This window comes from Micrococcus sp. UYEF5, from assembly GCF_040546065.1.
GTDB classification, from domain to species: Bacteria; Actinomycetota; Actinomycetes; order Actinomycetales; family Micrococcaceae; genus Micrococcus; species Micrococcus luteus.
This window is the reverse complement of the sequence record NZ_JBEPNB010000008.1, coordinates 44,186-67,619: the sequence shown is the minus strand read 5'-3', so window position 1 is coordinate 67,619 and position 23,434 is coordinate 44,186. Positions and strand designations below refer to the sequence as shown.

Here is a 23,434-nt window from a genome sequence, read left to right as displayed (position 1 = left end):
TGGGCCGCCTGCGGCGGGTGCTGCCGTGCCCCGACGGGACCGCGCCGGTCTCAGGCAGGCCGGATGACATACCCGGCGCCGCGGATGGTGTGGATCATCGGATCCCGATCCGCGTCGATCTTCTTCCGCAGGTAGGAGATGTACAGCTCGACGATGTTCGCGCGGCCGCCGAAGTCGTAGCCCCAGACGTCCTGCAGGATGCGCTCCTTGGAGAGCACCGTGCGGACGTTGGCCATGAGGAACTTCAGCAGGTTGTACTGCGTGGCGGTCAGCTCGATCTCGTCGCCGCCGCGGGTCACCTCGTGAGTGCGGGTGTTCATCACCAGGTCGCCGACCACGAGCACCTCGGAGCCGCCCGAGACCACGCCGGAGCGCTGCACGAGCCGGTGCGCGCGGATGAGCACCTCCTCCATGGAGAAGGGCTTGGTCACGTAGTCGTCGCCGCCGGCGGCCAGGCCCGCCACGCGGTCCTCCGTCGCGTCCTTGGCGGTGAGGAACATGGCGGGCATCTCCGACCAGTGGGCGCGCAGGCGCTCCAGGACGTCCAGGCCGTCCATGTCCGGCAGCATGACGTCCAGGATCGCCAGGTCCGGACGGCCGGCGGTGCCCAGCTCGACGGCGGTCGCGCCGTCGTGGGCCACGATCACCTCCCAGCCGCAGAGGGTGAAGCCCATGGAGAGCAGGTCGGCGATCATCGGCTCGTCGTCCACGACGAGCACCCGCACCGGCGCGCCGTCCGGGTGCGAGAGCTCGGGCAGGACCTTCTTCAGCTCCGCCATGGATGACGGGCCGGTGGTGCTCTGGATGGGACTCACAAGGTTCCTCTACGTTCTGGAGACGGTTCACGGTGCCCACGCGGACGTCGCGGACTGCGGGGACGAGCGCCTCGCGACGGAGGGCGACGCCGTTCCGGGGGATGATGGACGGGCGGCGACCGGAGGCCGGGGGTGCGCGGATCCCCCTCGACGGGGCCCCATGCTACGCGGACCAGCCGGGTCGGCCCAGAGTCTTCTCGGAACGCGGACATCAGCGTGACTCGTCACAGCCCTGACACATCCGGCGGCGCCACCGGGGCCGCCTCACGCCCACGCCGCGCCGCGTGGCCGGCGTCAGTCGACCGGCTTCATGGCCCAGTGCGTGGCCAGGGTGCCGAACATGTGGGTCTCGTGCCCGATGTTCACGAAGCCGGCGTCCGCGAAGAGGTCCGCGACCTCGTCCGGCGTGTGGAACGCCTTCGTCGAGGAGGACAGGTACGCGTAGGCCTCCGGCCGGTCGGCCATCAGCTTCGCCAGCTGTGGCATCACCCGGTGGATGTAGAAGGAGGAGAAGGGCTTGAGCACGTTGTCCGGCGCCGGCGACGTCTCGAGGGCCGCGACCCAGCCGCCGGGGCGCAGCACGCGGAACTGCTCGGCGAGGGTCGCCGGGATGTCCGCGACGTTGCGCAGCAGGTAGCCGTGGGTCACGGCGTCGAACGAGCCGGCCTCGAACGGCAGGTCCGTGGCGTCCGCGACGACCCACTCGATGCGGTCCCCGCCCGCGCGGGCACGGCCGACCTCCATCATCTCGGCGGCGATGTCGGCGCCCACCACCTGCGCGTCGGGGTGCTGCTTGAGCACCTCGAACGCGAGGTCCCCGGTGCCGGTGGCCAGGTCGAGCACGCGGGCCTGCGCGGGGATGTTGGCCCGCGCCACCGTGCGGCGCACCAGGCGCGGCTCCTGACCCCATGTCATGACGGCGTTCATCAGGTCGTAGCGGCCGGCGATGGCGTCGAACATCGCGGAGACCCGGTCGTGGTGGTCGGCGGCGCCGCGCTGCGCGTCGCCGCGCGGGGCGGGGAGGGGGTTCTGGCTCACCAGGCCACCGTATCCCGCCCACCTCCCCCGACGACGCCCCTCACCGGGATTGCACAGGGGAGTTAGGTTGCCCTAATCTTCCAGAGTTACCTCACGTCGGTGTTTGCTAATACCGGCCCGGCAGGGCCGACGCATCCTCCGACCGCAGACCCGACCCCCTCCGCCCGGCGCCCGCGCGTCGCGACCGTGAAAGGCCACCACCATGGCACCGTCCCCCCTGTCCCGCCGCTCCCTCCTCGCCGGCGGGGGAGTCGGCCTCACCCTCCTGCTCGCCGCGTGCTCCACCGGCCCGGCCGGAGGCTCGGCCTCGTCCTCGTCGGCCGGTGCGTCGTCGTCGGACGCCGCGGGCGGGGACGCCGCGTTCCCCCGCAGCATCGAGCACGTCTACGGCACCACCGAGATCCCGCAGCGCCCGACCCGCGTGGCCACCGTGTCCTGGGTGAACCAGGACGTGGCCCTCGCCCTCGGGGTGGTGCCGGTGGGCATGGCCGCCGTGGAGTTCGGGGGGAACGCGGAGAAGTCCACCGACTGGTTCGACGCGAAGCTCGCCGAGACCGAGGGCGCCCAGAAGCCCGTGCAGTGGTCCGAGGCCTCCGGCATCGACGCCGAGGCGATCGCCGCCGTGAAGCCGGACGTCATCCTCGCCGTCTACTCCGGCATCACGCAGGAGGACTACGACCGCCTCTCGAAGATCGCCCCCACCGTGGCCTACCCGAAGGACGTCCCCGCCTACGGCACCTCGTGGCAGCAGTCCACGGAGGTCATCGGCCGCGTGCTCGGCAAGGAGCAGGAGGCGGAGGAGCTCATCGCGGACCTCGAGCAGCAGATCAAGGACGCCGGCGAGAAGCACGCGGACCTCCAGGGCGCGTCCTTCGTCTACGGCACCATCGACCCCGCCGCCGCGGACCAGATCAGCATCTACACGGACGTGGACAACCGCCCGAAGTTCCTCGAGCTGCTCGGCATGGAGCAGGCGCCGGTGGTGACGGAGAACTCCCCGGAGGACCAGGCGTTCTTCTTCACGTGGTCGCCCGAGCGCGCGGACGAGCTGGAGTCGGACGTGTTCGTCTCCTGGGCCGCCCAGGACTCGGTCCGCGAGGCCATCGAGTCCGACCCCCTGCTGGGCTCGATCCCGGCCGTGAAGGCCGGCGCCCTCGTCCTGCAGACGGACGAGCAGGAGGTCCTCTCCGTCTCCGCGATCTCCCCGCTGTCCATCCCGTTCGCGCTCGAGAAGGTCGTCCCGCCGATCGCCGAGGCCGCGAAGACCGCGCAGGGCTGATCCCTCCCCATGCCGTCCACGGCCCTGGCCTCCCCGGCCCGCGTCCGCGCGGGCGTGCTGATGGGCGCCCTGCCCGCGGCGCTGCTGCTGGCGGCGCTCGTGGCCGGCGTCGCCCTCGGCGCGCGCACCGTGCCGGCGACGACGGCGCTCGACACCCTGGGCGCGATCCTCACCGGGCACCCCGTGCCGGAGGGCATCGAGGCGGCGGCCGTGGCCTCCCGCGTGCCCCGCGTGGTGACGGGGGCGCTCGTGGGGGCGGCGCTGGCCGTGGCCGGCGCCGCCCTGCAGGGGGCCACCCGCAACCCGCTCGGCGACCCGGGGCTGCTCGGGCTCTCCGCCGGCGCGGGGCTGGCCGTGGCGGCGGGCATGGCGCTCGGCGTCGCCGGGTCCACGTTCGGAGTGCTGGCGCTGGCCGCCGTCGGGACGCTGGTCGCGGCCGCGCTCGGCTACGCGGTGGCGGCGGCCGCCACACGGAGTGGCCGGACGCCCGGCGCCCCCTCCCCCATGGCGCTCGTGCTGGCCGGCGCGGCGCTCACCGCCGGCGCCACCGCCGGCACCACGGCGCTGCTCGTGCTCTCCCCCACGGTCCAGGACCGACTGCGGTTCTGGGCCGTGGGCACGGTGGCCCGCGCCGACCTCGGCGAGGCGCTCGCCCTGGCACCCGTCATCGCCGTCGGGCTGCTCGCCGCCGTCGCCGTGGCCCCCGGGCTCGACGCCCTCGCCCTCGGCGACGACCTCGCGCACGGCCTGGGCGGGCGCCCGGAGCGGGTGCGCGCGGTGCTGCTGGGCGCGGTCGTGCTGCTCACGGCCGCGGCGGTGGCGCTGGCCGGGCCGGTCGGGTTCGTGGGACTGCTCGTGCCCCACGCGCTGCGCCGTCTGCGGCCGCCGAGCACGCGGGCCCTGATGGTCGGCTGCGCCCTGTGGGGCGCCGTCCTCGTGATCCTCGCGGACCTCGCCGGGCGGCTCGTCGTGGCGCCCGGGGAGATCCACCTCGGGGTGACCACCGTCCTGCTCGGCGTGCCCGTGCTGCTGGCGCTGCTGCGCCGCCCGGGGGTGGCCGCATGAGCCTCCAGTGCACCGCCCCGGACGACGTCGTCGCCCGCCTGCGCCGCGCCGACCGGCGCCGCCTCGGAGGGGCCTGCGCGGGCCTCGCCGTGGCCGTGCTGGTCCTCGCCCTGCTGCGCGTGGTGTGGGGCACGTACCAGGTGACCGTCCCGGACCTCGTGCGGATCCTGGGCGGGGAGACGATCCCGGGAGCGAGCTTCATCGTGCTGGAGGAGAAGCTGCCCCGCGCCGTGGCCGCAGTGCTCACCGGCGCCGCCCTGGGCGCGGCCGGCGCGCTCTACCGGCGCACGCTGCGCAACCCCCTGGCCTCGCCGGACATCCTGGGCGTCACCCAGGGCGCCGCGGCGGCGGTCGTGCTGGGGATGCTGGCGACCGCCGGGCAGACCGGCGGAGGATCGGACCTGATGCGCGCCGCCACGGCACTGATCGGTGGCCTCGCGGCGGTGGTCGCCGTGTTCGCCACGGCCCGCTCGGTGGGGGGCGAGCGGTTCGTCGTGGCCGGCATCGCGGTGGCGGCGGCGGGCCAGGCCGTGGTGGCCGGGGCCATGCTCTCGCTGGCCCAGCACGACCTGCAGTCGGCCACCGTCTGGATCGCCGGCTCGCTCAACGGGGTCACGTGGGGCCGCATCGCGCTGCTCGCGGGCGTGCTCGTGGTCGCCCTGCCGCTGGCGGGGGTGCTCCACGCGCGGCTGGCCCCCGCCGACGTCGGCCCGGACCTCGCGCACGCCCTCGGCGCCCGGCCGCGTCCCACCTCGGCCGCGGCGCTGGGGCTCGGCGCGGTGCTGGCCGCCGTGGCGACCGCCGTCGTGGGGCCGCTGGCGTTCGTGGCGCTGCTGGCCACCCCGGTGGCGCGCGGGCTCACCCGTGGCCTGCCCTCCCTGCCCGCGGCGGCGCTCACGGGCGCCGCGCTCGTGCTGCTCGCGGACCTCGTGGCCGGTGAGGCCGTCCCCCTGCTCACCGGCGCCGCCCTGCCCACCGGTGTGCTCACCGGCGCCGCCGGCGCCCCGCTCATGCTCTGGCTGCTGCTGTGCCAGGGCCGGACCCCAGGAGGCGTGCGCTCCGCATGACCGCTCCCCCGCTCACCGTCCCGTCCCCCGCCGCACCGCGCGCCGGGGCCGCCGACGACGTCGCGATCCGCCTGCGCGGCCTGACGCTCGGCTACGGCCCGGCCTCGGCGCCGCCGATCGTCGCGGACCTCGACCTGGACGTGCCCGCCGGGCGCGTCACCGCGATCATCGGCGCCAACGGCTGCGGCAAGTCCACGCTGCTGCGCGGCCTGACCCGCCAGCTCGCCCCGCGCGCCGGGAGCATCGAGGTGCTCGGTCGGGACGCCGCCCGCGTGTCCGCGCGCGACTACGCCCGCACCGTGGCGCTGCTGCCCCAGCATCCCGTGGCGCCCGAGGGCATGACGGTGGCGCAGCTCGTGGCGCGCGGCCGTCACCCGCACCGCGGGCTCCTGGGCGGCCGGGCCGCCGGCGACGACGCCGCGGTCGCCGCGGCGCTCGAGCGCACCGACCTCGTGGAGCTCGCCGAGCGCGAGGCCGGCACGCTCTCCGGCGGGCAGCGGCAGCGGGCGTGGCTCGCCCTCGTGCTCGCCCAGCAGACCCCGGTGGTGCTCCTCGACGAGCCCACGAGCTACCTCGACCTCAGCCATCAGGTGGAGGTGCTCGACCTGGTGCGCACGCTCCCGGACCCGCGTGGCGAGGGCCGGGCGACCGTCGTCGCGGTGCTGCACGAGCTGAACCTGGCGGCGCGCAGTGCGGACCACATCGTGGCGATGGCCGCGGGCCGGGTGGTGGCGCAGGGCACGCCGGGCGAGGTGATCGTGCCGGAGGTGCTGGCCGAGGTGTTCGGCCTGGACGCGGACGTGGTGGCCGACCCGCTGCTGGGCCACCCCGTGGTGCTGCCGCGGGGGGACGGGGACCGCCGATGAGCGCCGACGGCATGATCGTGGCGCACACGCGCGTGGTGTCCGTGGAGCAGCCGTGCCGCGGGTTCCGGCGGATCGTGCTGGCGGGCCCGGACCTGGAGGCCGCCAGCGGGGACCTGCTGGGACTGCTGCCGCCCGGCGTCGCCGACCTGCACGCCCTGTACCGGGGCGCGCGGCCGCGCCGGGACGCCTATGTGAAGCTGCTGATCCCCCCGCCGGGCGGGACGTCGGCGGACCCGGACCTGTCCGCCGGGTTCCGCGCCGGGTTCCTGGCCATCCCCGAGGAGGAGCGCGGCTGGATGCGCACGTACACGGTGCGCTCGGCCGGGCTCGTGCGGCTCGACGGGCGGCAGGTGCCCTCGCTGACCGTGGACGTGGTGCTGCACGGCGACCCGGACGACCCCGCCGACCCGCATCAGGGGCCGGGCCTGCGCTGGGCGCGCGCCGTCCAGGCGGGGGACGCGGTGAACGTGCTGGTGCCCTCGGCGGAGGCGCCGGCGTGGTCCGGCTGGCGGCAGACGGGGGCGCACCGTGTGCTGGCCGTGGGCGACGAGACCGCCGTCCCCGCCCTGGTGTCCGTGGCGGAGGAGCTCGCGGACCCGTTCGGCGGGTTCGACGGCGAGGCGGACCTCGTGCTCGAGCTGCCCCACGACGGGCAGGCCGCCGACCTCATCGCCGAGCGCCTGGCCGTCCCCGAGCCGTGGGACTGGCGGGCCGTGACGGAGCTGACGGACCGGGGCCGCGTGCGCCTGCACGTGGGCCGCCGGGCGCCGGGGGCGCCGTCGGGGTCCTGGGCGCACGCCCGCCTCGCCGCCCTGCTGGGCGTGGACCCCGACGACGCCGGCGGGCCGGTCGCGCCGCCCGCGGCCTCCGTCGAGCGCGAGTGGACCGTCGCCGCCCTCGAGGCCGACGAACGGCCCGAGGCCTACGTGTTCCTCGCCGGGGAGTCCGCGATGGTGCGCGCCCTGCGCCGGCTCAGCGTGGGCCCCGGCGGCGTGCCGAAGAAGCACGTCTCCTTCATGGGCTACTGGCGGGAGGGCCAGGCGGAGAGCTGAGGAGTGGGGTGGTGGAGCGCCGCTCCGCCCTCGCACCGGCGTCGGGCTCTCCCTACTGTGGGAGTTCAGCACCCGATCGAACCGAAGGAGAGATTCCCATGACCCGCACCGTGATCATCGGCGGCCACGGCAAGGTGGCCCTGCTCGCCGCACCTCTGCTGGCGGAGGCCGGCCACGACGTCGTCTCGATCATCCGCAACCCCGATCACGCCGAGGACGTCCGCGCCGCCGGCGCCGAACCGCTCGTCCTGGACATCGAGAAGGCGGACCAGGAGGAGCTGCTCCACGCGCTGCGCGACGCGGACAACGTCGTGTTCTCCGCGGGCGCGGGCGGCGGGGACGCCCAGCGCACCCGGGCCGTGGACCACGACGCCGCCGTCGCCAGCATGCGCGCCGCCGAGGCCGCGGGCGTGCGGCGCTACGTGATGGTGTCCTACCTCGGCGCGTCCCTGCACCACGACGTGCCCGAGGACGACCCCTTCTACACCTACGCGCAGGCCAAGGCCGAGGCGGACGAGGCGCTGCGGGACTCCGGGCTGGCCTGGACCATCCTCGGTCCCGGCGCCCTGACCGACGAGGAGCCGTCCGGCCGCATCACCGTGGACCCGGACCTCTCCGACTCCGATGCCCCGCAGCGTGGGGCCAGCCGCGGCAACGTCGCCCGGGCGATCGTGGCCGTGCTCAGCGAGCCGGGCACGGTGGGCCGGAAGATCGACTTCGTGGACGGCGACGTGCCCGTGGCCGAGGCCGTCCGCGGCGACTGACGCGCCGCCGCCGTCGTCGGCCCCTCCCACCCGCGCTTTCGAACGTGAAAGGGGGCGAATGGGGGCTTTCGAACGTGAGATAGGCCCTCTCTCACGTTCGAAAGCGCCGGGCGGCGGCCGCCAGCGCCGGGGACCGCCCCTCAGGCCAGGCCGAGGCGGCGGTCCACGGTGCCGAGCACACCCATGAGCCCGGTGAAGCCGGCCAGGATCCCGGCGAGCACGACGCCCACGCTGCGTCGGCCGAGCCGCGGCACGTCGAGGAACGGGTACGGGTACCAGTCGATGCGGGGCCCGCGCGCCATGGTCGCCGCCGCCCACATCAGCGGGATGACCGAGGCCAGCCCGGCGCGCCGCCGCGTGATCTGCCCGCGGGGGTCGAACAGCGCCCACACCGCCGGGGCGAGCACGGGGTTGACGATGTGCTGCAGCGTGTCGTTGAGCCGGTAGAGGAAGGTGTCCTGTTCGCGGCCGCGCAGCACCGCGTTGTAGACGATCCCCGTGACCATCACCGAGCCGAGGCCGGCGGTGCGCACGGCCCAGAACGCGTCCGACGTGGGCGCCTCACGACGCGCGGCCAGCGTCAGCGACGTGCCCGCGACCAGGGCGTTGGACAGCCACGTGAAGTACGCCGGCTGGTTGAGGGCGTGGGACCAGCCCGCGGGGAAACCGCCCTGATAGCCGACGCCCGGGATCACCATGGAGTCCTTGGACATGCCGATGGGGAACGAGGTCAGGCACCCGATCAGCGGCAGTGCCCCCGAGACCTGCCACGCCAGGCGGCTCCGACGGTCCACCGGCGGCACGGGACGCGGCTGCAGCCGGGGCACGACGGCGTGCGCGATCCGCTCACGGACCCCCTGCGGGGCGGGGCGGGTGCGGCGGAGGGAGGGCAGGCTGACGCGGAGGGTGGAAAGGGGCATGGGGGTCGTCCTCGAACAACCGGGTCAAGGGATCACAGACCGCCCATTCTCACATGAACAGCAGTTGAACGAAAGGGAGCGAGACGGAGAACACCGCCGCGCCCCCCTCCTGCCCGCCCCGCCGCCTCAGTGGGCGCCGGCCTCCTCCAGCGGCAGGATGCGCTCCGGATCCTCGACCTCCACGCGCACGCCGTCGGCCTGCAGCCGGCGCACACCCTCGGCGATCAGCCGCCGGCCGACGTCGTCGATCCGGTCCACCCGCTCGAGGTTGAGCACCACGGTGCGGATGGGCCCGTCGTTCTCGTCTCGGGCGGCCACGGCGGCGGCCTCGTGCACCGCACCGCCGCTGGTCGCGGCCGCGAGCGCCGCGCTGTCCGCCGCGGCCTCCTGCCACCGCGGGTAGACGGCGGCGTCCCACCCGGTGCCGGGTTTCTCCGCCCCGGTGTGCAGGTCCGTGAGCGCGTCCAGCACCGCCTCGGCGCCGCCGAACCGGATCACGCCCTGCAGATGCACGAACACGCGGTCACCCTCGCGTTTTACGAAGCGCACGGCGGTGCCGCCCAGGCTGTCCCCGTCCATGAGGTGCAGCCGGAAGTCCTCGGAGAGGCGGCGGCACGCCAGCACGCCGCGCGCCGAGTTGCCCACCTCGTCCAGGCGCGGCGAGAACACGCCGATCCCCACGCGGCCCGGCAGCGCGCCGAGCACACCGCCGGCCACCCCGGACTTGGCCGGGATCCCGACGTCGGCGAGCCACTGCCCGGCGGCGTCGTACATGCCGGAGGAGGTCATCACGGACACCACGCGCCGCACCACGATGGACGGCAGCACGCGCTCGCCCGTCATCGGGTGGATGCCGCCCGTCGCCAGACACGCGCCCATCACGGCGAGGTCCTTGACGGTGACGAGCACGGCGCACTGCGCCACATACCCGGCCACGATCTCCCCGGCGGAGTCCTGCAGCACCCCGTAGCTGCGGAGCATGTGCGCCAGGGCGAGGTTGCGGTCCGAGACCGCCATCTCGGACTCGTACGTCTCCCGGTCCACCGAGAGCCGACGCCCGGCGAGCAGGGACATGATCTCCACGGCCCGGTCCAGCCGCTCCTTCCGGCTCGCCTCCGGTCCCACGAGCAGCTGGTGCACCGCGAGCGCGCCGGCGTTGATCATGGCGTTGTCCGGGCGGTGCGACTCCGCCTCGAGGGAGAGCTCGTTGAAGGCCTCGCCCGAGGGGTTCAACCCCACCTGCCGGTCCACGGCGGCGAAGCCCCGGTCCACGAGCGCGGCCGCGTACGTGAACGGCTTGGACGCGGACTGGATGGTGAACTCCACGTCCGCGTCGCCCGCGAAGTGCAGCCGCCCGGTGGGGGTGGCCAGCGCGATGCCGAAGCGGTCCGGGTCCGCCTCCGCGAGCACGGGGATGTACTGGGCCGTCTCGCCCGGGTTCACGGCGCCGAGCTCGGTGACCAGGCTCGCCAGGTAGTCGGGGATCGGGTGTCTCATCTCAGGCCTCCCAGCGCAGGCAGGTCAGGGGCTCGCCGCCGGGCACGGGCACGTGGCCGGTGGCACGGAAGCCGAGCCGCTCATAGAACGGGACGGTGGCGGGCACGGACGCCTCGAGGTGCACGGGCAGCCCCGCCGCGCGGCGCTGGCCGTGGCGCACCAGCGCGCTCGCCGCCCCGCGCCCGCGGGCGGACGGGACGGTGCCGACCTCCTCAAGGTACCAGTGCCGGCCTGCCGGGCGGGCCCGCTCGCAGGCGGCCTGGATCCGCTTCAGGGCGAGGGTGTGGCGGCCGTGGACGGCGACGGCGGTGGGCAGCCCCGCCAGCAGGCCCGGCACGTCGACCCCGCGGGGTGCGGCGGGGGAGGTCCACACGGCGGCGCCGAGCAGCGTGCCATCGTCGGCGTCCACGGCGACGTCCACGGCGCCGAGCGGGGCGCCGTCGGCCCCCGCGCGCAGCCCGTGGCGCACGGCGGCGGTGAACTTGCGCTCGAGGCGGGCCTCGCGCCGGTCCTCGGGCACGAGCCCGAGCGTGTACGGGTCCGTGGCGAAGGCCTCGGCGAGGACGGCGCCCACGCGGCGGGCGGTGTCCTCGCGGGCTCCATCCGGGCGCAGGGTGAGCACGTGGACGCGGGGGCGCGGCGCAGCGGGGTCCGGGGAGGTCATGGCCCCCAGTCTAGGGACGGGGCCGGGCGCGTCATCGGACCGGCCGACGAGCGTTCCGCCCCGTGTGATCGGCGACACTGGTGGGCATGGACTCCGCCGCACCGCTCGACCCGACCCCCGCCGCCCCGGCCGCCCCGGCCTCCGCTGCGGACGCCCCACCCGCCGACGTCGTCGCCCGTCTGCAGGCGGAGCTTCCCGGCCGCGTGGACGTCTCCGTCGCCGCACTCGAGGCCGCCCGGGCGGACCGCTCGGGGCATCGCTCCCCCGCCGCGCCGCGGGCCGTGGTCCGCGCACGGACGGTGGAGGACGTGCAGGCCGCGTGCCGGATCGCGCACGGCACCCGCACCCCGCTGGTCACCCGCGGAGCGGGCACGGGGCTGGCCGGCGGCGCTGTCGCGGGGGCGGGCGAGATCGTCCTGGACATGACCGCGATGGACCGGATCCTGGAGGTCTCCCCCGCGGACCGCGTGGCCGTCGTCGAGCCGGGGATCCTCAACGGGGCGCTGAACGCCGCGCTCGCCGAGCACGGGCTGTGGTGGGCCCCGGACCCCGCGTCGAAGGACATCTCCACGGTGGGCGGCAACATCGCGATGAACGCCGGCGGGCTGCTGTGCGCCAAGTACGGCGTGACGCGCGAGGCGGTGCTGGGCCTGGACGTGGTGCTCGCGGACGGCACCCTGCTGCGGCTGGGCCACCGCACCGTCAAGGGGGTGACCGGCTACGACCTGGTCGCGCTGATGATCGGCTCGGAGGGCACGCTCGGCGTGATCGTGGGCGCGACGCTGGCGCTGCGGCCGGCCGTGCGCGGCGTGCCGGTGACGCTCGGCGGGTTCTTCCCGGACGTCGTCGCGGGCGCCGCCGCGGCCGAGGCGATCACCGGGGCCGGTCACGTGCCCGCCCTGATGGAGCTGATGGACGAGGCGACGCTCGCCGCGGTGCGCGCGCACGCGGGGCCCGAACGCGGGGCCGCCCTGCCCGAGTCCGGCGCGTTCCTGCTGGTGCAGGCCGACGGCGCCGGCGCCGAGGCGGACGGGGAGGCCATGGCCGCCCTCATGCGCGCCCACGGCGGGGACGTCACCGTGACCGTGGACCCCGCCGAGGGGGAGGCCCTCATGGCCCTGCGCCGCACCGCGTTCCCCGCGCTCGAGCGCCTCGGCACCCCGCTCGTGGAGGACGTGGCCGTCCCGCGCAGCCGCATGGCCGAGATGTTCGCGCGGATCCGTGAGATCGAGGCACGCACCGGCGTCGCCATCCCCACCACGGCCCACGCCGGGGACGGCAACCTGCACCCGATCCTGCTGTTCGGCGCGGCGGCGCGGGTGGGTGGCGCGGCTGAGGACGCCGCGTCGATCCCGGCGGACGTGTGGGAGGCCGCCGGCGAGCTGTTCCGCGCGGGTCTGGAACTCGGCGGCACGCTCACCGGGGAGCACGGCGTGGGCCTGCTCAAGCGCGCGTTCCTGCGGGACGAGCTCGGCGACGCCCAGCACGACCTCCAGCAGCGCATCAAGGCCGTGTTCGACCCGCACGGCATCCTCAACCCAGGAAAGGTGTTCACCCCATGACGCAGCCGACCACCCCCGAGACCCCCGCCGACGCCGGCACGCCGACCCCGTTCGAGGTCGGGCTGCAGCTGCGCTGGTCCGACGAGGACCGCTACGGCCACGTCAACAACGCCCGACTACTCACCCTCACCGAGGAGGCGCGCGTGCGCGCCCTGGGCGCGTGGGCCACGACGACGGCGTCCGGGGACGTCCAGCGCGTCGTGCGGTCCATGGAGGTCCAGTACGAGGCGCCCGTGGTCTACGCCGGGCCCGAGGTGACGGCGCGGGTGTGGATCCTGCGGATCGGCCGGACGTCCTTCACGCTGCGACACGAGCTGTGGCAGGACGGGCGGCGCTGCGTGCTGTGCGACGCCGTGTTCGTGCAGGTGGACCCGGCGGCCGGGCGGCCCGTGGCCGTCTCCGACGAGGAGCGCGCCGTCTTCGAACGCGTGCTGATCCCCGCCGAGGACTGACGGGCCGCCGTCGGGCCTGTGGACGGCCAGCCGTCTCGCAGGATCCCGCCGTAGGCTCTGAGGCCATGGAGCAGGACCCTTCCCCGGACGCGCCCGCGCCCTCGGCGGACGTCGAGGCGCTGCGCAGCTCCCCCGTGTCCGAGTTGACGCAGCTCACCCCCGCGGCGTCAGGGGCGCTGGAGCGGCTGCGCCGAGACGTCGAGCGCTTCGACCTCGAGTACCGCTCGGCCCTGCTCCAGGTGGAGGCGCGGCTCGAGGTGCTGCGGGACGAGTTCACGCACCTGCACGACTACAACCCCATCGAGCACATCGTCACGCGGGTGAAGTCGCCGGAGTCGATCCTGCGCAAGGCCTCCGCCCGCGGGCTGTCCCTGGACCTGGACGCGCTGCGCACCAACGTCACGGACATCGCCGGGGCGCGCGTGATCGTCAGCTTCGCCCGGGACGTGTACCGCGTGTTCCGCCAGTTCACGCAGCAGCCGGACATCCGGGTGCTCGAGGTGGAGGACTACATCTCCCGGCCCAAGCCCTCCGGCTACCGCAGTCTGCACTGCCTCGTGCAGGTGCCGATCCACCTGTCCACCGGCACGATCCCGGTGACCGTGGAGATGCAGTTCCGCACGAGCGCCATGGACTTCTGGGCCACGCTCGAGCACAAGATCAACTACAAGTTCGACGGCGGCGTGCCCCCGGACATCGCGACCGAGCTCGTGGCCGCCGCCCGCGTGGCTGCGGACCTGGACACCCGCATGGAGCGCCTGCACGACCAGGTGCAGGAGACCGACAGGGACGACGACGCCGCCGCGGCCTGGGAGGACGACGGCGGTCCCGTCTTCGAGGACGAGCCGGCGGCGGGGCCGGGCGAGGCGCGGCCGGGTGACGACGCGCCCGGCGCGTCCACCGTCTGAGCCCCTCCGTCCACACCCGGCGGGCCGCGTGCACAGGGTTCTCCACAGAGTTGTCCACAGGTGTGGATGAGTCACACGCGTGTGATCCAGCAAAGCAGAGCAGGGCGTGACCGCAGGCCAGGGAGGACATGCGGAGGGAGCGGCTGCCGGTAGCCTGAGCCGATGCCCTCCACCGCCGTGCCGCCGCGCGACTCCGGCGCCGCCTCCACCCTGCCCGCCCGCACAGGGCACCGCGGGGTGTCGATCCTGCGCACCGCCGCCCTCGTCCTCGTGGTGGCGGCGTTCGTGTGGCTGGCACTCACCGTGCGCCTGCCCGGCGTGGACGAGCTGCGCGCCCAGCTGGACGGCTTCGGCTGGTGGAGCTGGCTGGCGTTCACCGTGCTGTACGCGGCCGTGGCGCTCACCCCCATCCCCGTGACGATCATGGCGGTCACCGCCGGTGTGCTCTTCGGCGCGATCGAGGGGACGGTGCTGTCCGTCGTCGGAGCCCTGCTGGGCTCGCTCGGGGCGTACGGCATCGCGCGCGCGGTCGGACGCGAGGTGGTCCTGCGCGGGCTCGGCCGCCACGCCGAGACCGTGGAGCGGCGGCTCGAGGACACCGGGTTCCTCGCCCTGCTGGCCCTGCGCGTCGCCCCGGGGCTGCCGTACTGGCCCGTGAACTACGGGGCGGGCGCGCTCGCCGTGCCGCTGGGGATCTTCGCCGGCTCCACCGCGGTCGGCGTGATCCCCGGGCAGCTCTCCCTCGTGGCGATGGGGGCGTTCGCGGTGCGCCCGGGCGTCGTGAACGGCGTGCTGCTCGGGGTGGGCTGGCTCGCCGTGGGCGGTCTGACCCTGTGGGCGGTGCGGCGCTGGCGACGGGCAGCCCGGGCCGCGGAGGGGCCGGCGGGCTCGGAGGGGCCGGAAAGCCCGCGGAGTGGTCAGGACACGCCGTCTCCGCGTGCGCGACGCGGCGTGTCGTGACCACTCTGCGCCGGACGTCAGCCGAGGGTTGTGTACCGCACGCCGAACTTGCTGCTGACCTGCAGGAACACGAGCACGTCCGTGCCGCGCGCGTAGGCGGGCATGCCGTACCAGGTGCGGGGTTCGAGCTCCGGGGCCGCCTCCGTGACGATCCGGTGCACCCCCACCGCCATGGCGCGGTCCTGCTCGGGCATCTCCTCGATCTTCACCAGCAGGTCCTGCAGGGCGTCGGCCTTCTTCCTGCCGCCGCGCTGGGCGCGCAGCTCCTGCGCGCGCTCGGCGATCGCGGCCTGCTCCGCGGCGCTGAAACCGGTGGACTCGCTCACGGTGCCTCCTGGGGTGCGGGGACGGGTCCTGCCCTGGTCTCAGCCCCGACGGCCCAGGCGACCGAGCAGGCGGGTCTGCCGGTCGGCGTCGTCGGCCACGGGGACGGGCTCGCCCAGGATGCCGGGCGTGTAGGCGGCGTCGCCGAACAGTTCCAGCGACTCCTCCACGCAGTCGATCTCCGCGTCCGTGAACCGCGCGTCCACGCCCTGCGAGCGGGCCAGGTCCCAACGGTGCACGATCACGTCGAACGCGTGGAAGCGGATCAACGCCTCACCCACGGGCATCTCCCCGAGCGCGGTCTTCATGGGCCGCATGATGAACTCCTCGTCACCGGCGAGGGCGGACATGGCGGCGGCGTGCTTGGCCCACTGGGTGGCCAGCTGCTGGCGGGACCCGTCGAAGAGGGGCACCTCCCGGCCCTGGCGGGCGGCGAAGTCGCGCTGGCCGGCGATCACGTGGTCCAGCAGGTCCAGCGCGTCCCAGCCCTCACACGGGGTGGCGGCGTCCCAGTCCCGCACCTCCCGGACGACGGCGGTGAACGGCTCGGCGGCCGCGTTCCAGCGGGCCTCGACCTCGGTGGCGGGGATGGACATGGTGCTCTCCTCAGGGTCGCGGGGTTCTCGGGGCCGCGGCGGGCGACGACGGCGCCGGGCTCGGCTTCTTCGGGCCGCGGATGGACTCGGGGCGGGCCGGGTCCAGGACGGACCGGGGGTCGAAGAACTCCTCCAGCACGGGCCGCTCGCCCGAGACGGCCGCGGCGAGGCTGATGCCGTCCACGTTGATGCGCGAGCCGCGGTAGTAGCCGGGCTCGAGCTGGCCCCACGCCTTGGAGGTGCCGTCCACGAGGAAGAAGGAGCGGTAGCCGAGCTCGCGGAAGTAGCGGTACCGCTCGTTGTCCTCCGTGTACTTGCCGGGGCCGGTGACGTCCGCGCCGAACGGGTAGATGAGCATGTCCGTGGGGCCGAGGATCGGCTCGACCTCCTCGTGCCAGTGCCTCATGTCGAACTCGAGCTCCTCCATGGTCAGCTTCGGCACCGTCCGGTGGCCCCACGTGTGGGAGGCGAACTCCCAGCCGCTGTCCTTGAGCGCGTCGGCGACCTCGGTGGCGGCCGCGACGTCGGCGTCGAACGTGGGGCTGTCCCCGAACTCGCGGGCCGAGGTGCGGTAGCCGAACACGCCGTCGTAGCCGGTCATGGCCAGCACGCCGCGGGCGCCGTTGAGGCTGAAGTCCGGGTGCTCGGCGAGGAAGTCGTCCAGGCGCGGGACGACGTCGAACGCCCCGACGTGCGTGGTGCCCTCGGCGTCCGTGTACTCGTTGCGGACGCGGCCGTCCTCGGCCACGATCAGGCGGTCCGCGAAGCCGTCGCCGTCCATGTAGAGGTAGTACGAGCAGTCGTCCAGGGAGAGGATCAGCGGGGTCCGGCCCTCGGGGACCATGAGGGTCTTCGGGCGCACGACGTCGTCCTCCCCCACCTCGTACAGCTCGTGCGGGGAGACCAGCACGTAACCGCGCTCGTAGACCTGCCGGATGACGGCGTCGAACTCGTCCACCGTGACCATGAAGTCCAGATAGCCGCCGGCCTTGTCGTCGCCGTCGAAGGCGCGGGCCGGGTCCACCACGAGGGAGTGGAAGAACAGGTGCGGAACCCGGGCCACGTCCGACCAGGCCACCGGTTCGCCGGCGGGCGGCGGACCAGCGGGGGCGGCGGAGGTGGGCGCGGACGAGGTCGGCACGGACGACGACGCCGCGTCCTCCCCGTCCTGCCCGCAGGCGGCCAGCAGTCCCGATCCGAGCAGGGCGGAACCGGCCAGGAGCATCTGTCGGCGGGTCGGCTGCGGCACGGGCGGGGGCATCGGGCACCTTTCTCCGGGGGCACCCATCATCCCAAGGCCGCCCGGCCCGGGACCACCCCTGCCGGGCGGGCGGGCGGAGGTGGGAACCGGCCGGGCATGGGAGGCCGGCCGGCGGCGGGGCTCGATCCGCCGTAGACGGCCCAGAGTGGTCACGCGGACGACCCGAGCTCGGCGCGGACCGTGTTCGACCGCTTCGTGTTCAGCAACCACATCCGCAGCTTCAGCGTCGACTGAGCCCCGGCTGGGAGGCGCCTTCGACGCGCGCCGACGCACGCGCCCCTCGCGCCGTGCCGCGTGCCACACTGGCGAGCGTGACCCGACGTCCGGATGCACCGCCCCCGGCCGACCCGCGCACGCGTGCGGCCCTGCGCGCCGTGCTCACGGTCCTGGCCGTGATGGCGGTGCTGTTCGCCGCCGTCGTGCTGACGCTGGCCTACGGACCCGCCCGCTGAACCCGCCCTTCCCCGATCCAGGAGCAGCCATGTCCCCCGCGGACCCCACCGCCGACGTCGCGGCCCGACCGACCGGCCCCGCCGCGGTGGCCGAAGCCTTCGCGGCCGCCTGGAACGCCGCCGACGCCGACGCGCTCGCCGAGCTGTTCGCCGAGGACGCGGACTTCGTGAACGTGGTGGGCGTGTGGTGGAGGCGGCGTCGGCAGATCCGGGTGAACCACGCGCTCGGCTTCCGCTGGATGTTCCCGCACTCGCGGCTCGAGCTCGGGCGCGTGCGGGTGCGGGAGCTCGGGGACGTGGCAGTGGTGCACGCGCCGTGGACCATGACGGGGCAGACCGCGCCCGACGGCGACGAGGCCGGCGAGCGCACCGGCGTCCTGCTGCTCGTGGTGCGCCGCACCGAGACCGGGGCGTGGGAGGCGGTGGCCGGGCAGAACACGGATTCCGTGCCCGGGGCCCAGACCCACCTGGCCGACGACGAGGGGCTCGCCGCGGTGCACTATCACCCGTCCGCGTGGTTCGACCCCGACGAGGACCCGGACGGCCCGGAGGCCTGCTGAGCGGCGACCGGCTCACGCCACCGTCAGCAGCCGCACCCAGTCGTCCTCGACCCGCTCCCCGCCGACCACGAACTGCCGCGCCCCGACCGTCTCGAAGCCGAGGCGCTCGTAGAACCGGTTGGCCCGTGCGTTCTGCGCGTTCGTGCCGAGCCACACGTGCCGGAACCCCAGCCGCCGCAGCCGCTCGACGCCGTCGTGCACGAGGGCCTCGGCCAGCCCGGTGCCGCGCCCCTCGGCGAGCACGTACAGCTTCGAGAGGTGGCCGGCCGGCACGTCGCCGAGCCGCTCCGTGACGGGTGCCTCGGGGGCCGCGGCGGTCTCGTACATGGCGTAGCCGAGCAGGGTCTCCGGGGCGTCGGCCGCGGCGCCCACGAGCACGATCCGCTCCGGGTCCGCGATCCACGCGGCCACGGCGGCCTCACTCAGGTGCAACGCGATGTGCGCCTCCACCGCGGCACGCGGCAGCGAGGCCGGGGAGGCGTCCGGGAAGGTGGCCGCGGCGATCGCGGCGATCGCGGGCGCGTCCTCGGGGCGGGCCGGACGGACGACGGCGGCGCGGGGTGCGGAAGTCATCCCCGCTCAGGCCTGCAGCGCGGGGTGCAGGTCCTTCATGCGGAACCGACGCCGGCGCCGCACCACGAGCACGTCCAGGGCGAGCGCCGCCGCCCCGATGCCCATCAGCACGACCACCGGCACCCAGAAGCGCTGGTCCGGACCGCCGGAGATCGCGTTGCGGAACGCCTCGATGGAGTAGCTCATCGGCATGAACGGGTGCAGCGCCTGGAAGAAGCCGGGCAGCACCTCGGCCGGGTAGGTGCCGCCGGTGGAGGCCAGCTGCAGGACCAGCAGGACCAGCAGCAGCGCCGAACCGGGGGTGCCGAGCGCCGTCTGCACCAGGTGCGCGATGAGGGAGAACACCACGGCCACGAGCACCGTCAGGGCCACGGCCCGCACCGGGTGCACGGGGGCCAGGCCCAGCGGCAGCGTCGCGGCGAGCATGAGCAGGCCGCCGCCCACGGCCACGATGCCCACGGGCAGCCACGCGGCCAGCGCGATCGCCACCGGGTTGCGGCGCCCGGCCAGCAGCCGCCCGCTGATGGGCCGCATGATGTTGAACGCGGCGATGCCGAACACCCACAGGGCGATGGAGAAGAACATCGGCGCCATGCCGCGGCCGTAGACCTCCGCGGAGTTGTCCACCTGCATCACGGCCTCCACGGGCCGGGACATCACCAGGGCGGCCTCGTCCCGCTCGTCCTCGGTCAGGGCGGGGACGCGGTCGACGCCGTCGGAGAGCCCGGAGGCGAGCTCGTGGGCGCCGTCGTCGAGGGTGCCGAGGCCGGCGCGCAGCTCCCCGGCGCCGTCCTGGAGCTGGGCCAGGCCGCCGTCGAGCTCGGTGGCGCCGGACTCCAGCTGGCCCGCACCGTCCTGCAGGGTCAGCGCCCCGTCGTGGAGCGCGGCGTTGCCCTCGGCGAGGGTGGTCGCCCCGTCCGTCAGCTCGCCGAGGCCGGACTGCAGCTCCCCGGCGCCGTCCTGGAGCTGGGCCAGGCCGCCGTCGAGCTCGGTCGCGCCGGAGCCCAGCTGCTCGAGGCCGTCCGCGAACTTCCCGGCGCCGTCGGCGAGGGAGTCGGCCCCGTCCTTCGCCTCACCGATCCCGCCCTGCAGCTTCTCCGCGCCCGCGGCCACGGCGTGGGCGCCGTCGTTGAGGTCCGTCAGATCCGCCTTGGCGGAGGCGGCGACGTCGTCCTCGACGAAGCCCTGGACGCGCTCGTTGGCGGCCGCGGAGGTCGCGGCGGCCTCCTCGGCGCGGCCGGCGACGGCGGTCACCCGCTCGTCCGCGCCGGTGAGCGCCTCCTGGAGCGCGGCGTACTGCTCGGACTCGGCGAGCGTCGGGTCCTCTTCGGCGAGCTCGGCCAGGGCGGCCTGCGCGTCGGCGATGCGGGCGCCCGCGCCGTCCTCGGCCGTGCCGGCCACCTCGGCGACGCGCTGGACGTCCTCGTCCACCGCGGCGACGTCGGCGGCCACCGCGTCCTGCCGCTCGATCACCTGGTCCAGGCCGGGGATCACCGTGTCGTAGAGCTGCTGGGTGCCGTCGGCCACCTGCGTGGCGCCGTCGGTGAGCTCGGCCGATCCGGTCTGCAGCTGGGCCAGCCCGTCGGAGAGGTCCGTGGCGCCCTGACGCAGGGCGGGGGCGTTCTCGGCGAGCTGCCCGGCACCGTCGGCGAGGGCCTGGGAGCCCCCGCGCGCCTGGTCGAGCCCGTCGGCCAGGCGCCCGGCCCCGTCCTGCGCGGACGCGGCGCCCTCGGCGAGTCGCTGGGCGCCGTCGTCGGCCTGGGCGGCGCCGTCCGCGAGGTCACCCGCACCCGTGGCGAGCTGGCCCGCGCCCTCGGCCAGCTTGCCCGAGCCGTCGTGGGCCTGGACGATCCCGTCCTCCAGCTGGCTCGCGCCGTCCTCCGCGGAGGCCGTGCCGTCGGCCAGCTGCGCGGCGCCGTCGGCGGCGTCCACCATGCCCGACCGCAGCTCGCCGAGGCTGGAGAAGACGGCCTCGAAGTACGCCTCGATCGCGGACCGGTTCACGGCGGCCTCGACCTTGGCCTGGCTCGCGTTCGTGACGGAGCCGATCACGAAGCCGTTGGCGTCGTCTCGGCGCAGGGTGATCTGCGCCTGCCGCGGTGTCCCGCCGCCCTCGGGGCTGACGAGGTCACGACTGAGCTCGGCGGGGATCTCCAGGACGAGGTAGTACCGGCCCTCCCGCAGTCCCTCCTCGGCCTCCTCGCGCGTGGTCTCGCGCCAGTCGAAGGCGCGGTCGTCCTTGAGGCGTTCGGTCATGTCCGCGCCGGTGCGCAGCGTGGTGTCGCCGCGCTGGACGGGTTCGTCCTCGTTGACGATCGCCACCGGCAGACGGTCCATGGCCCCGTAGGGGTCCCAGTTCGCGGACAGGTACAGAGCGCCGTAGATGGCGGGGACGAGGAAGATGAACAGCAGGGCGAGCAGGGGCAGGCCACGGCGGAAGCGTCGCAGCTCGTAGCGGAACAGCATCAGTTCTCCCGGACGGGGGGCAGGGTGAGGACGACGGCGTCGCGCGGCACGGGCGCGGAGGCCACGGCGCTCACCGCGAACGGGTGGCCGTGGTCCTTGAGGACGTCCAGGGCCGCGTGGAGCGCGACCAGCTCATCGATGGTCAGGGTGGCGTCCACGTCGTCGAAGGTGACGAGGCGGGCCGGGCGCAGGCAGGCGACGACGGCGGCCAGCAGCGCGCGATCGGGCGCGGACAGCTCCCGGACGACGGCCTCCGGCGCCACGGTCAGCCTCACCGCGTCCGCGAGGAGGGCGAAGCGTGCGCGGCCGGCGCGGCGGCGCACGCCGTCGGTGAGACAGCGCTCGTCCACGACCTCGGCCGCGGTCAGCGCCGGCTCGAGCTCCACCACGTCGGTGGTGTGGGCGACGGCGGTGCGGGCGCGCAGGGCGTGCGGGTGGCGCGCGGCGTCGATCGGGGGCCGGTACGCGCGGGCGGCGGGCCGCTCCGGCCCGTCCAGGGCGACGTCCACGGGGCCGCCGGTGAGCACGAGCTCGCCCCGCACGCCCTGCAGGCGCCCCGTGAGGGCGAGCAGCAGGGCCGAGCGGCCCGAGCCCTGGGTTCCGAGCACGGCCAGGTGGGTCTGCGGGGGCAGCACGAGGTCGAGGGAGCCGAACACCGGCCCGCGACTGCCGCGCAGGGTCAGACCGCGCGCCACGAGGGTGGCGGGCGGGAGGTCGTCGAGGTGCGCCGGGTCGGGGGCGGGCCCGGGGCCATGGTGATCGGCGTCGGTGGGAGTGGAAGACATGGGCCCTCTTTGCCGAGTCGAGGCGGATTCAATACCATCGGTATTCAATACCATCGGCATCGAGAGGGCAACATGGCGACCCGACCCCGCCGCGAGGATGTCCGCGCGGCCATCCTCGACCACGCGGCTCGGGTGTTCGGACGGGAGGGTTACGCGCGCTCCTCCCTCGCCCGCATCGCGGCGGAGGCCGGCTACACGAAGGGCGCCGTCTATTCCGGTTTCGCGGGGAAGCCGGACCTCTTCGCCGCCGCCTGCACCGTCCAGTTCGAGCGGGCGACCACCCGAGCCATGGACGGCGTCGCCGACGCCCTGGACGACCCCGACCTGCCGCGCGAGGACCTGGTGGCCCGCGTGGCGGAGGCCCTGGCCGACGTCGTGCTCGAGACCACGGGCTCCTGGCCCCTGCTCCTCCACGAGTTCCAGGCCGTGGGCCTGCGCGAGCCCGCCGTGGGGAGAGCCTACCGGACGCTGACCGTCCGGCGGCGGGACTTCCTGGCCGGCCTGCTGCGCGAGCACCGCGTGCTGGCCGACGTCCCGGACGAGCAGGTCACGCACACTGCGGCCATGCTCCTGATGCTCGTGCACACGCTGTCGGTCGAGCGGCACCTGGCCCCGGAGGACCTGACGGTGGACGACGTGCGGGACACGCTGGCCGCGGCCGTGCGCTCCCTCCTGCCCTGACGCCTGCGCGCCGGCCCCGCCTCAGCCCAGGGTGCCGGCCACACCGCGCACCAGCGCCAGCGTGCCCCCGACGCCGGCCAGGCAGATCGCGAGGACGCGCGCCTTCGCGGGGTCCACCCGGCGGGCCACCACCGAACCGGGCAGGACACCCAGCGGGCCGCCCACCACCACGGCGACCCACACCGGCCACGGCACGTGCAGCCCCGCGGGCACGGCCGCGCCGAACAGCGACTTGGTGACCAGCGAGGTGAGATTGGCCAGCAGGAACACGGGCTGGAGGGTGGCCGCCCACGAGCGCTGGTCCCACCGGCTCGCCACCGCGTAGACCGCGAGCGCCGGCCCGGCGATGCCCGCGGTGGTGTTCATGAACCCGGCCACGGCGCCGGAGGCGAACACGGCCCCGTTCCCCTGGGCGGTGAAGCGCTGCTGCAGGCCCAGGACGGCGGCCACGGCCACCAGCACGGAGGACCCCAGGAGGATCTCGAGGGCGTGGGCGTCCAGGACCCGCACGGCCCACGCCCCCGCGAACGAGCCGGCCACGAGCAGGGGTGCGAGGCGGACGAAGCGCGGCCAGTCCACGTGCCTGTGGAGCACCGCGAACAGCAGCACCGCGGACACCGAGGCGGCCACGTTGGACAGCGTCACCCCCGCCACCGGGCCCAGGAGCAGGGACAGCGTGGGTGCGGCGATCATGCCGACGCCCATGCCGCTCACCCGCTGGAGCGTGCCGCCCACGGTGATCGCGGCCAGCGCGACGACGGCCGGCAGCCACACCAGGGAGGGGTCCATGCGGGCAGTATGCCGGAGCCGGGGTGTCCGTCGGCCCT

At 75.0% G+C, this 23,434-nt stretch carries 25 protein-coding genes; 13 read left to right on the top strand and 12 right to left on the bottom strand.

What is annotated here, in order from left to right; all coding sequences use genetic code 11:
• Positions 1-50 precede the first annotated feature (50 nt).
• Together ABIB16_RS08835 and ABIB16_RS08830 are read right to left on the bottom strand one after the other, a co-directional pair.
• Entirely contained in the window at positions 51-779 is a 729-nt protein-coding gene (locus ABIB16_RS08835) for a response regulator transcription factor (protein WP_029248286.1), read from the bottom strand.
• A 330-nt stretch (positions 780-1,109) separates the two neighbouring features.
• The gene (locus ABIB16_RS08830; RefSeq protein WP_127435377.1) at positions 1,110-1,853 is read right to left on the bottom strand and encodes a ubiquinone/menaquinone biosynthesis methyltransferase; all 744 of its coding nucleotides are present in this window, start codon (positions 1,851-1,853) and stop codon (positions 1,110-1,112) included.
• A gap of 202 nt (positions 1,854-2,055) precedes the next feature.
• Here ABIB16_RS08830 and ABIB16_RS08825 point away from each other — a divergent pair, with 202 nt between their 5' ends.
• From ABIB16_RS08825 to ABIB16_RS08800, 6 genes are all read left to right on the top strand, one after another.
• Complete coding sequence (locus tag ABIB16_RS08825; RefSeq protein WP_036338987.1) at positions 2,056-3,132, top strand: iron-siderophore ABC transporter substrate-binding protein; 1,077 nt, start codon at positions 2,056-2,058, stop codon at positions 3,130-3,132.
• 9 nt (positions 3,133-3,141) lie between these two features.
• Positions 3,142-4,197 carry a FecCD family ABC transporter permease gene (locus tag ABIB16_RS08820; protein ID WP_078025657.1) on the top strand — a complete coding sequence of 352 codons (1,056 nt, stop codon included), beginning with the start codon at positions 3,142-3,144 and terminating at the stop codon, positions 4,195-4,197.
• Positions 4,194-5,264 (top strand): FecCD family ABC transporter permease, encoded by a 1,071-nt coding sequence (locus ABIB16_RS08815; RefSeq protein WP_078025656.1) that lies wholly within the window; start codon positions 4,194-4,196, stop codon positions 5,262-5,264. Before ABIB16_RS08820 ends, ABIB16_RS08815 begins: the two co-directional genes overlap by 4 nt.
• Complete coding sequence (locus ABIB16_RS08810) at positions 5,261-6,130, top strand: ABC transporter ATP-binding protein (RefSeq protein ID WP_069941200.1); 870 nt, start codon at positions 5,261-5,263, stop codon at positions 6,128-6,130. Before ABIB16_RS08815 ends, ABIB16_RS08810 begins: the two co-directional genes overlap by 4 nt.
• Positions 6,127-7,182 carry a siderophore-interacting protein gene (locus ABIB16_RS08805; RefSeq protein WP_041104096.1) on the top strand — a complete coding sequence of 352 codons (1,056 nt, stop codon included), beginning with the start codon at positions 6,127-6,129 and terminating at the stop codon, positions 7,180-7,182. The genes ABIB16_RS08810 and ABIB16_RS08805 overlap by 4 nt, the downstream gene beginning before the upstream one ends.
• A 98-nt stretch (positions 7,183-7,280) precedes the next feature.
• On the top strand, positions 7,281-7,946 hold the full coding sequence (locus ABIB16_RS08800; RefSeq protein WP_041104097.1) for an SDR family oxidoreductase: 666 nt from the start codon (positions 7,281-7,283) through the stop codon (positions 7,944-7,946).
• 140 nt (positions 7,947-8,086) lie between these two features.
• Here ABIB16_RS08800 and ABIB16_RS08795 read toward each other — a convergent pair whose 3' ends face one another.
• From ABIB16_RS08795 to ABIB16_RS08785, 3 genes are all read right to left on the bottom strand, one after another.
• The gene (locus ABIB16_RS08795) at positions 8,087-8,866 is read right to left on the bottom strand and encodes a Pr6Pr family membrane protein (protein WP_230278034.1); all 780 of its coding nucleotides are present in this window, start codon (positions 8,864-8,866) and stop codon (positions 8,087-8,089) included.
• Between the two features lie 126 nt (positions 8,867-8,992).
• Entirely contained in the window at positions 8,993-10,363 is a 1,371-nt protein-coding gene (glsA, locus tag ABIB16_RS08790) for a glutaminase A (RefSeq protein WP_230278035.1), read from the bottom strand.
• Position 10,364: 1 nt separating this feature from the next.
• A complete protein-coding gene (locus ABIB16_RS08785; protein WP_354436210.1) occupies positions 10,365-11,027 on the bottom strand; it encodes a GNAT family N-acetyltransferase in 663 nt (220 codons plus the stop codon).
• Between the two features lie 86 nt (positions 11,028-11,113).
• Between ABIB16_RS08785 and ABIB16_RS08780 the strand changes: the two genes are divergently transcribed.
• The 4 genes from ABIB16_RS08780 to ABIB16_RS08765 all read left to right on the top strand — a co-directional run bounded on the left by ABIB16_RS08780 (position 11,114) and on the right by ABIB16_RS08765 (position 14,909).
• On the top strand, positions 11,114-12,589 hold the full coding sequence (locus ABIB16_RS08780; protein ID WP_268259637.1) for an FAD-binding oxidoreductase: 1,476 nt from the start codon (positions 11,114-11,116) through the stop codon (positions 12,587-12,589).
• A complete protein-coding gene (locus ABIB16_RS08775) occupies positions 12,586-13,041 on the top strand; it encodes an acyl-CoA thioesterase (RefSeq protein WP_087113530.1) in 456 nt (151 codons plus the stop codon). The genes ABIB16_RS08780 and ABIB16_RS08775 overlap by 4 nt, the downstream gene beginning before the upstream one ends.
• 65 nt (positions 13,042-13,106) lie before the next feature.
• Entirely contained in the window at positions 13,107-13,949 is an 843-nt protein-coding gene (locus ABIB16_RS08770) for a GTP pyrophosphokinase (RefSeq protein ID WP_230278038.1), read from the top strand.
• A gap of 162 nt (positions 13,950-14,111) precedes the next feature.
• Positions 14,112-14,909, top strand: a complete 798-nt coding sequence (locus ABIB16_RS08765) for a TVP38/TMEM64 family protein (RefSeq protein WP_020624722.1) — start codon at positions 14,112-14,114, stop codon at positions 14,907-14,909.
• A gap of 17 nt (positions 14,910-14,926) precedes the next feature.
• Here the strand turns inward: ABIB16_RS08765 and ABIB16_RS08760 are convergent, their stop codons facing one another.
• The 3 genes from ABIB16_RS08760 to ABIB16_RS08750 are packed head-to-tail and all read right to left on the bottom strand — an operon-like array spanning position 14,927 to position 17,090.
• Complete coding sequence (locus ABIB16_RS08760; protein ID WP_036314546.1) at positions 14,927-15,235, bottom strand: hypothetical protein; 309 nt, start codon at positions 15,233-15,235, stop codon at positions 14,927-14,929.
• Positions 15,236-15,274: 39 nt separating this feature from the next.
• Positions 15,275-15,829, bottom strand: a complete 555-nt coding sequence (locus tag ABIB16_RS08755; protein WP_036339014.1) for a TIGR03086 family metal-binding protein — start codon at positions 15,827-15,829, stop codon at positions 15,275-15,277.
• 10 nt (positions 15,830-15,839) lie between these two features.
• Positions 15,840-17,090, bottom strand: a complete 1,251-nt coding sequence (locus tag ABIB16_RS08750; RefSeq protein ID WP_036314515.1) for a polysaccharide deacetylase family protein — start codon at positions 17,088-17,090, stop codon at positions 15,840-15,842.
• Positions 17,091-17,401: 311 nt separating this feature from the next.
• Here ABIB16_RS08750 and ABIB16_RS08745 point away from each other — a divergent pair, with 311 nt between their 5' ends.
• Both ABIB16_RS08745 and ABIB16_RS08740 read left to right on the top strand, forming a co-directional pair.
• Positions 17,402-17,542, top strand: coding sequence for a hypothetical protein (locus ABIB16_RS08745; protein WP_017488522.1), 141 nt, complete (start codon positions 17,402-17,404; stop codon positions 17,540-17,542).
• Between the two features lie 29 nt (positions 17,543-17,571).
• Positions 17,572-18,102, top strand: a complete 531-nt coding sequence (locus ABIB16_RS08740) for an SgcJ/EcaC family oxidoreductase (protein ID WP_020624719.1) — start codon at positions 17,572-17,574, stop codon at positions 18,100-18,102.
• Positions 18,103-18,114: 12 nt separating this feature from the next.
• Here ABIB16_RS08740 and ABIB16_RS08735 read toward each other — a convergent pair whose 3' ends face one another.
• From ABIB16_RS08735 to ABIB16_RS08725, 3 genes are read right to left on the bottom strand one after another with little or no spacing between them, the layout of a single operon-like run.
• Positions 18,115-18,675, bottom strand: a complete 561-nt coding sequence (locus tag ABIB16_RS08735) for a GNAT family N-acetyltransferase (protein ID WP_020624718.1) — start codon at positions 18,673-18,675, stop codon at positions 18,115-18,117.
• A gap of 6 nt (positions 18,676-18,681) precedes the next feature.
• Positions 18,682-21,141: a YhgE/Pip family protein gene (locus ABIB16_RS08730; protein WP_041104113.1), complete on the bottom strand. Its 2,460-nt coding sequence runs from the start codon at positions 21,139-21,141 to the stop codon at positions 18,682-18,684.
• On the bottom strand, positions 21,141-21,926 hold the full coding sequence (locus ABIB16_RS08725; RefSeq protein ID WP_041104115.1) for an ATP-binding cassette domain-containing protein: 786 nt from the start codon (positions 21,924-21,926) through the stop codon (positions 21,141-21,143). The genes ABIB16_RS08730 and ABIB16_RS08725 overlap by 1 nt, the downstream gene beginning before the upstream one ends.
• Positions 21,927-21,998: 72 nt before the next feature.
• Here ABIB16_RS08725 and ABIB16_RS08720 point away from each other — a divergent pair, with 72 nt between their 5' ends.
• Positions 21,999-22,607, top strand: a complete 609-nt coding sequence (locus ABIB16_RS08720; RefSeq protein WP_020624715.1) for a TetR/AcrR family transcriptional regulator — start codon at positions 21,999-22,001, stop codon at positions 22,605-22,607.
• A gap of 21 nt (positions 22,608-22,628) precedes the next feature.
• Here ABIB16_RS08720 and ABIB16_RS08715 read toward each other — a convergent pair whose 3' ends face one another.
• Complete coding sequence (locus ABIB16_RS08715; protein WP_041104117.1) at positions 22,629-23,396, bottom strand: sulfite exporter TauE/SafE family protein; 768 nt, start codon at positions 23,394-23,396, stop codon at positions 22,629-22,631.
• Between the last annotated feature and the right edge of the window lie 38 nt (positions 23,397-23,434).

Coding starts and splice junctions, on each gene's coding strand:
- ABIB16_RS08835 (WP_029248286.1), bottom strand. CDS start 779: ATGGCGGAGCTGAAGAAGGTCCTGCCCGAGCTCTCGCACCCGGACGGC.
- ABIB16_RS08825 (WP_036338987.1), top strand. CDS start 2,056: ATGGCACCGTCCCCCCTGTCCCGCCGCTCCCTCCTCGCCGGCGGGGGA.
- ABIB16_RS08820 (WP_078025657.1), top strand. CDS start 3,142: ATGCCGTCCACGGCCCTGGCCTCCCCGGCCCGCGTCCGCGCGGGCGTG.
- ABIB16_RS08815 (WP_078025656.1), top strand. CDS start 4,194: ATGAGCCTCCAGTGCACCGCCCCGGACGACGTCGTCGCCCGCCTGCGC.
- ABIB16_RS08810 (WP_069941200.1), top strand. CDS start 5,261: ATGACCGCTCCCCCGCTCACCGTCCCGTCCCCCGCCGCACCGCGCGCC.
- ABIB16_RS08805 (WP_041104096.1), top strand. CDS start 6,127: ATGAGCGCCGACGGCATGATCGTGGCGCACACGCGCGTGGTGTCCGTG.
- ABIB16_RS08800 (WP_041104097.1), top strand. CDS start 7,281: ATGACCCGCACCGTGATCATCGGCGGCCACGGCAAGGTGGCCCTGCTC.
- ABIB16_RS08795 (WP_230278034.1), bottom strand. CDS start 8,866: ATGCCCCTTTCCACCCTCCGCGTCAGCCTGCCCTCCCTCCGCCGCACC.
- glsA (WP_230278035.1), bottom strand. CDS start 10,363: ATGAGACACCCGATCCCCGACTACCTGGCGAGCCTGGTCACCGAGCTC.
- ABIB16_RS08785 (WP_354436210.1), bottom strand. CDS start 11,027: ATGACCTCCCCGGACCCCGCTGCGCCGCGCCCCCGCGTCCACGTGCTC.
- ABIB16_RS08780 (WP_268259637.1), top strand. CDS start 11,114: ATGGACTCCGCCGCACCGCTCGACCCGACCCCCGCCGCCCCGGCCGCC.
- ABIB16_RS08775 (WP_087113530.1), top strand. CDS start 12,586: ATGACGCAGCCGACCACCCCCGAGACCCCCGCCGACGCCGGCACGCCG.
- ABIB16_RS08770 (WP_230278038.1), top strand. CDS start 13,107: ATGGAGCAGGACCCTTCCCCGGACGCGCCCGCGCCCTCGGCGGACGTC.
- ABIB16_RS08765 (WP_020624722.1), top strand. CDS start 14,112: ATGCCCTCCACCGCCGTGCCGCCGCGCGACTCCGGCGCCGCCTCCACC.
- ABIB16_RS08755 (WP_036339014.1), bottom strand. CDS start 15,829: ATGTCCATCCCCGCCACCGAGGTCGAGGCCCGCTGGAACGCGGCCGCC.
- ABIB16_RS08750 (WP_036314515.1), bottom strand. CDS start 17,090: ATGCCCCCGCCCGTGCCGCAGCCGACCCGCCGACAGATGCTCCTGGCC.
- ABIB16_RS08740 (WP_020624719.1), top strand. CDS start 17,572: ATGTCCCCCGCGGACCCCACCGCCGACGTCGCGGCCCGACCGACCGGC.
- ABIB16_RS08735 (WP_020624718.1), bottom strand. CDS start 18,675: ATGACTTCCGCACCCCGCGCCGCCGTCGTCCGTCCGGCCCGCCCCGAG.
- ABIB16_RS08730 (WP_041104113.1), bottom strand. CDS start 21,141: ATGCTGTTCCGCTACGAGCTGCGACGCTTCCGCCGTGGCCTGCCCCTG.
- ABIB16_RS08725 (WP_041104115.1), bottom strand. CDS start 21,926: ATGTCTTCCACTCCCACCGACGCCGATCACCATGGCCCCGGGCCCGCC.
- ABIB16_RS08720 (WP_020624715.1), top strand. CDS start 21,999: ATGGCGACCCGACCCCGCCGCGAGGATGTCCGCGCGGCCATCCTCGAC.
- ABIB16_RS08715 (WP_041104117.1), bottom strand. CDS start 23,396: ATGGACCCCTCCCTGGTGTGGCTGCCGGCCGTCGTCGCGCTGGCCGCG.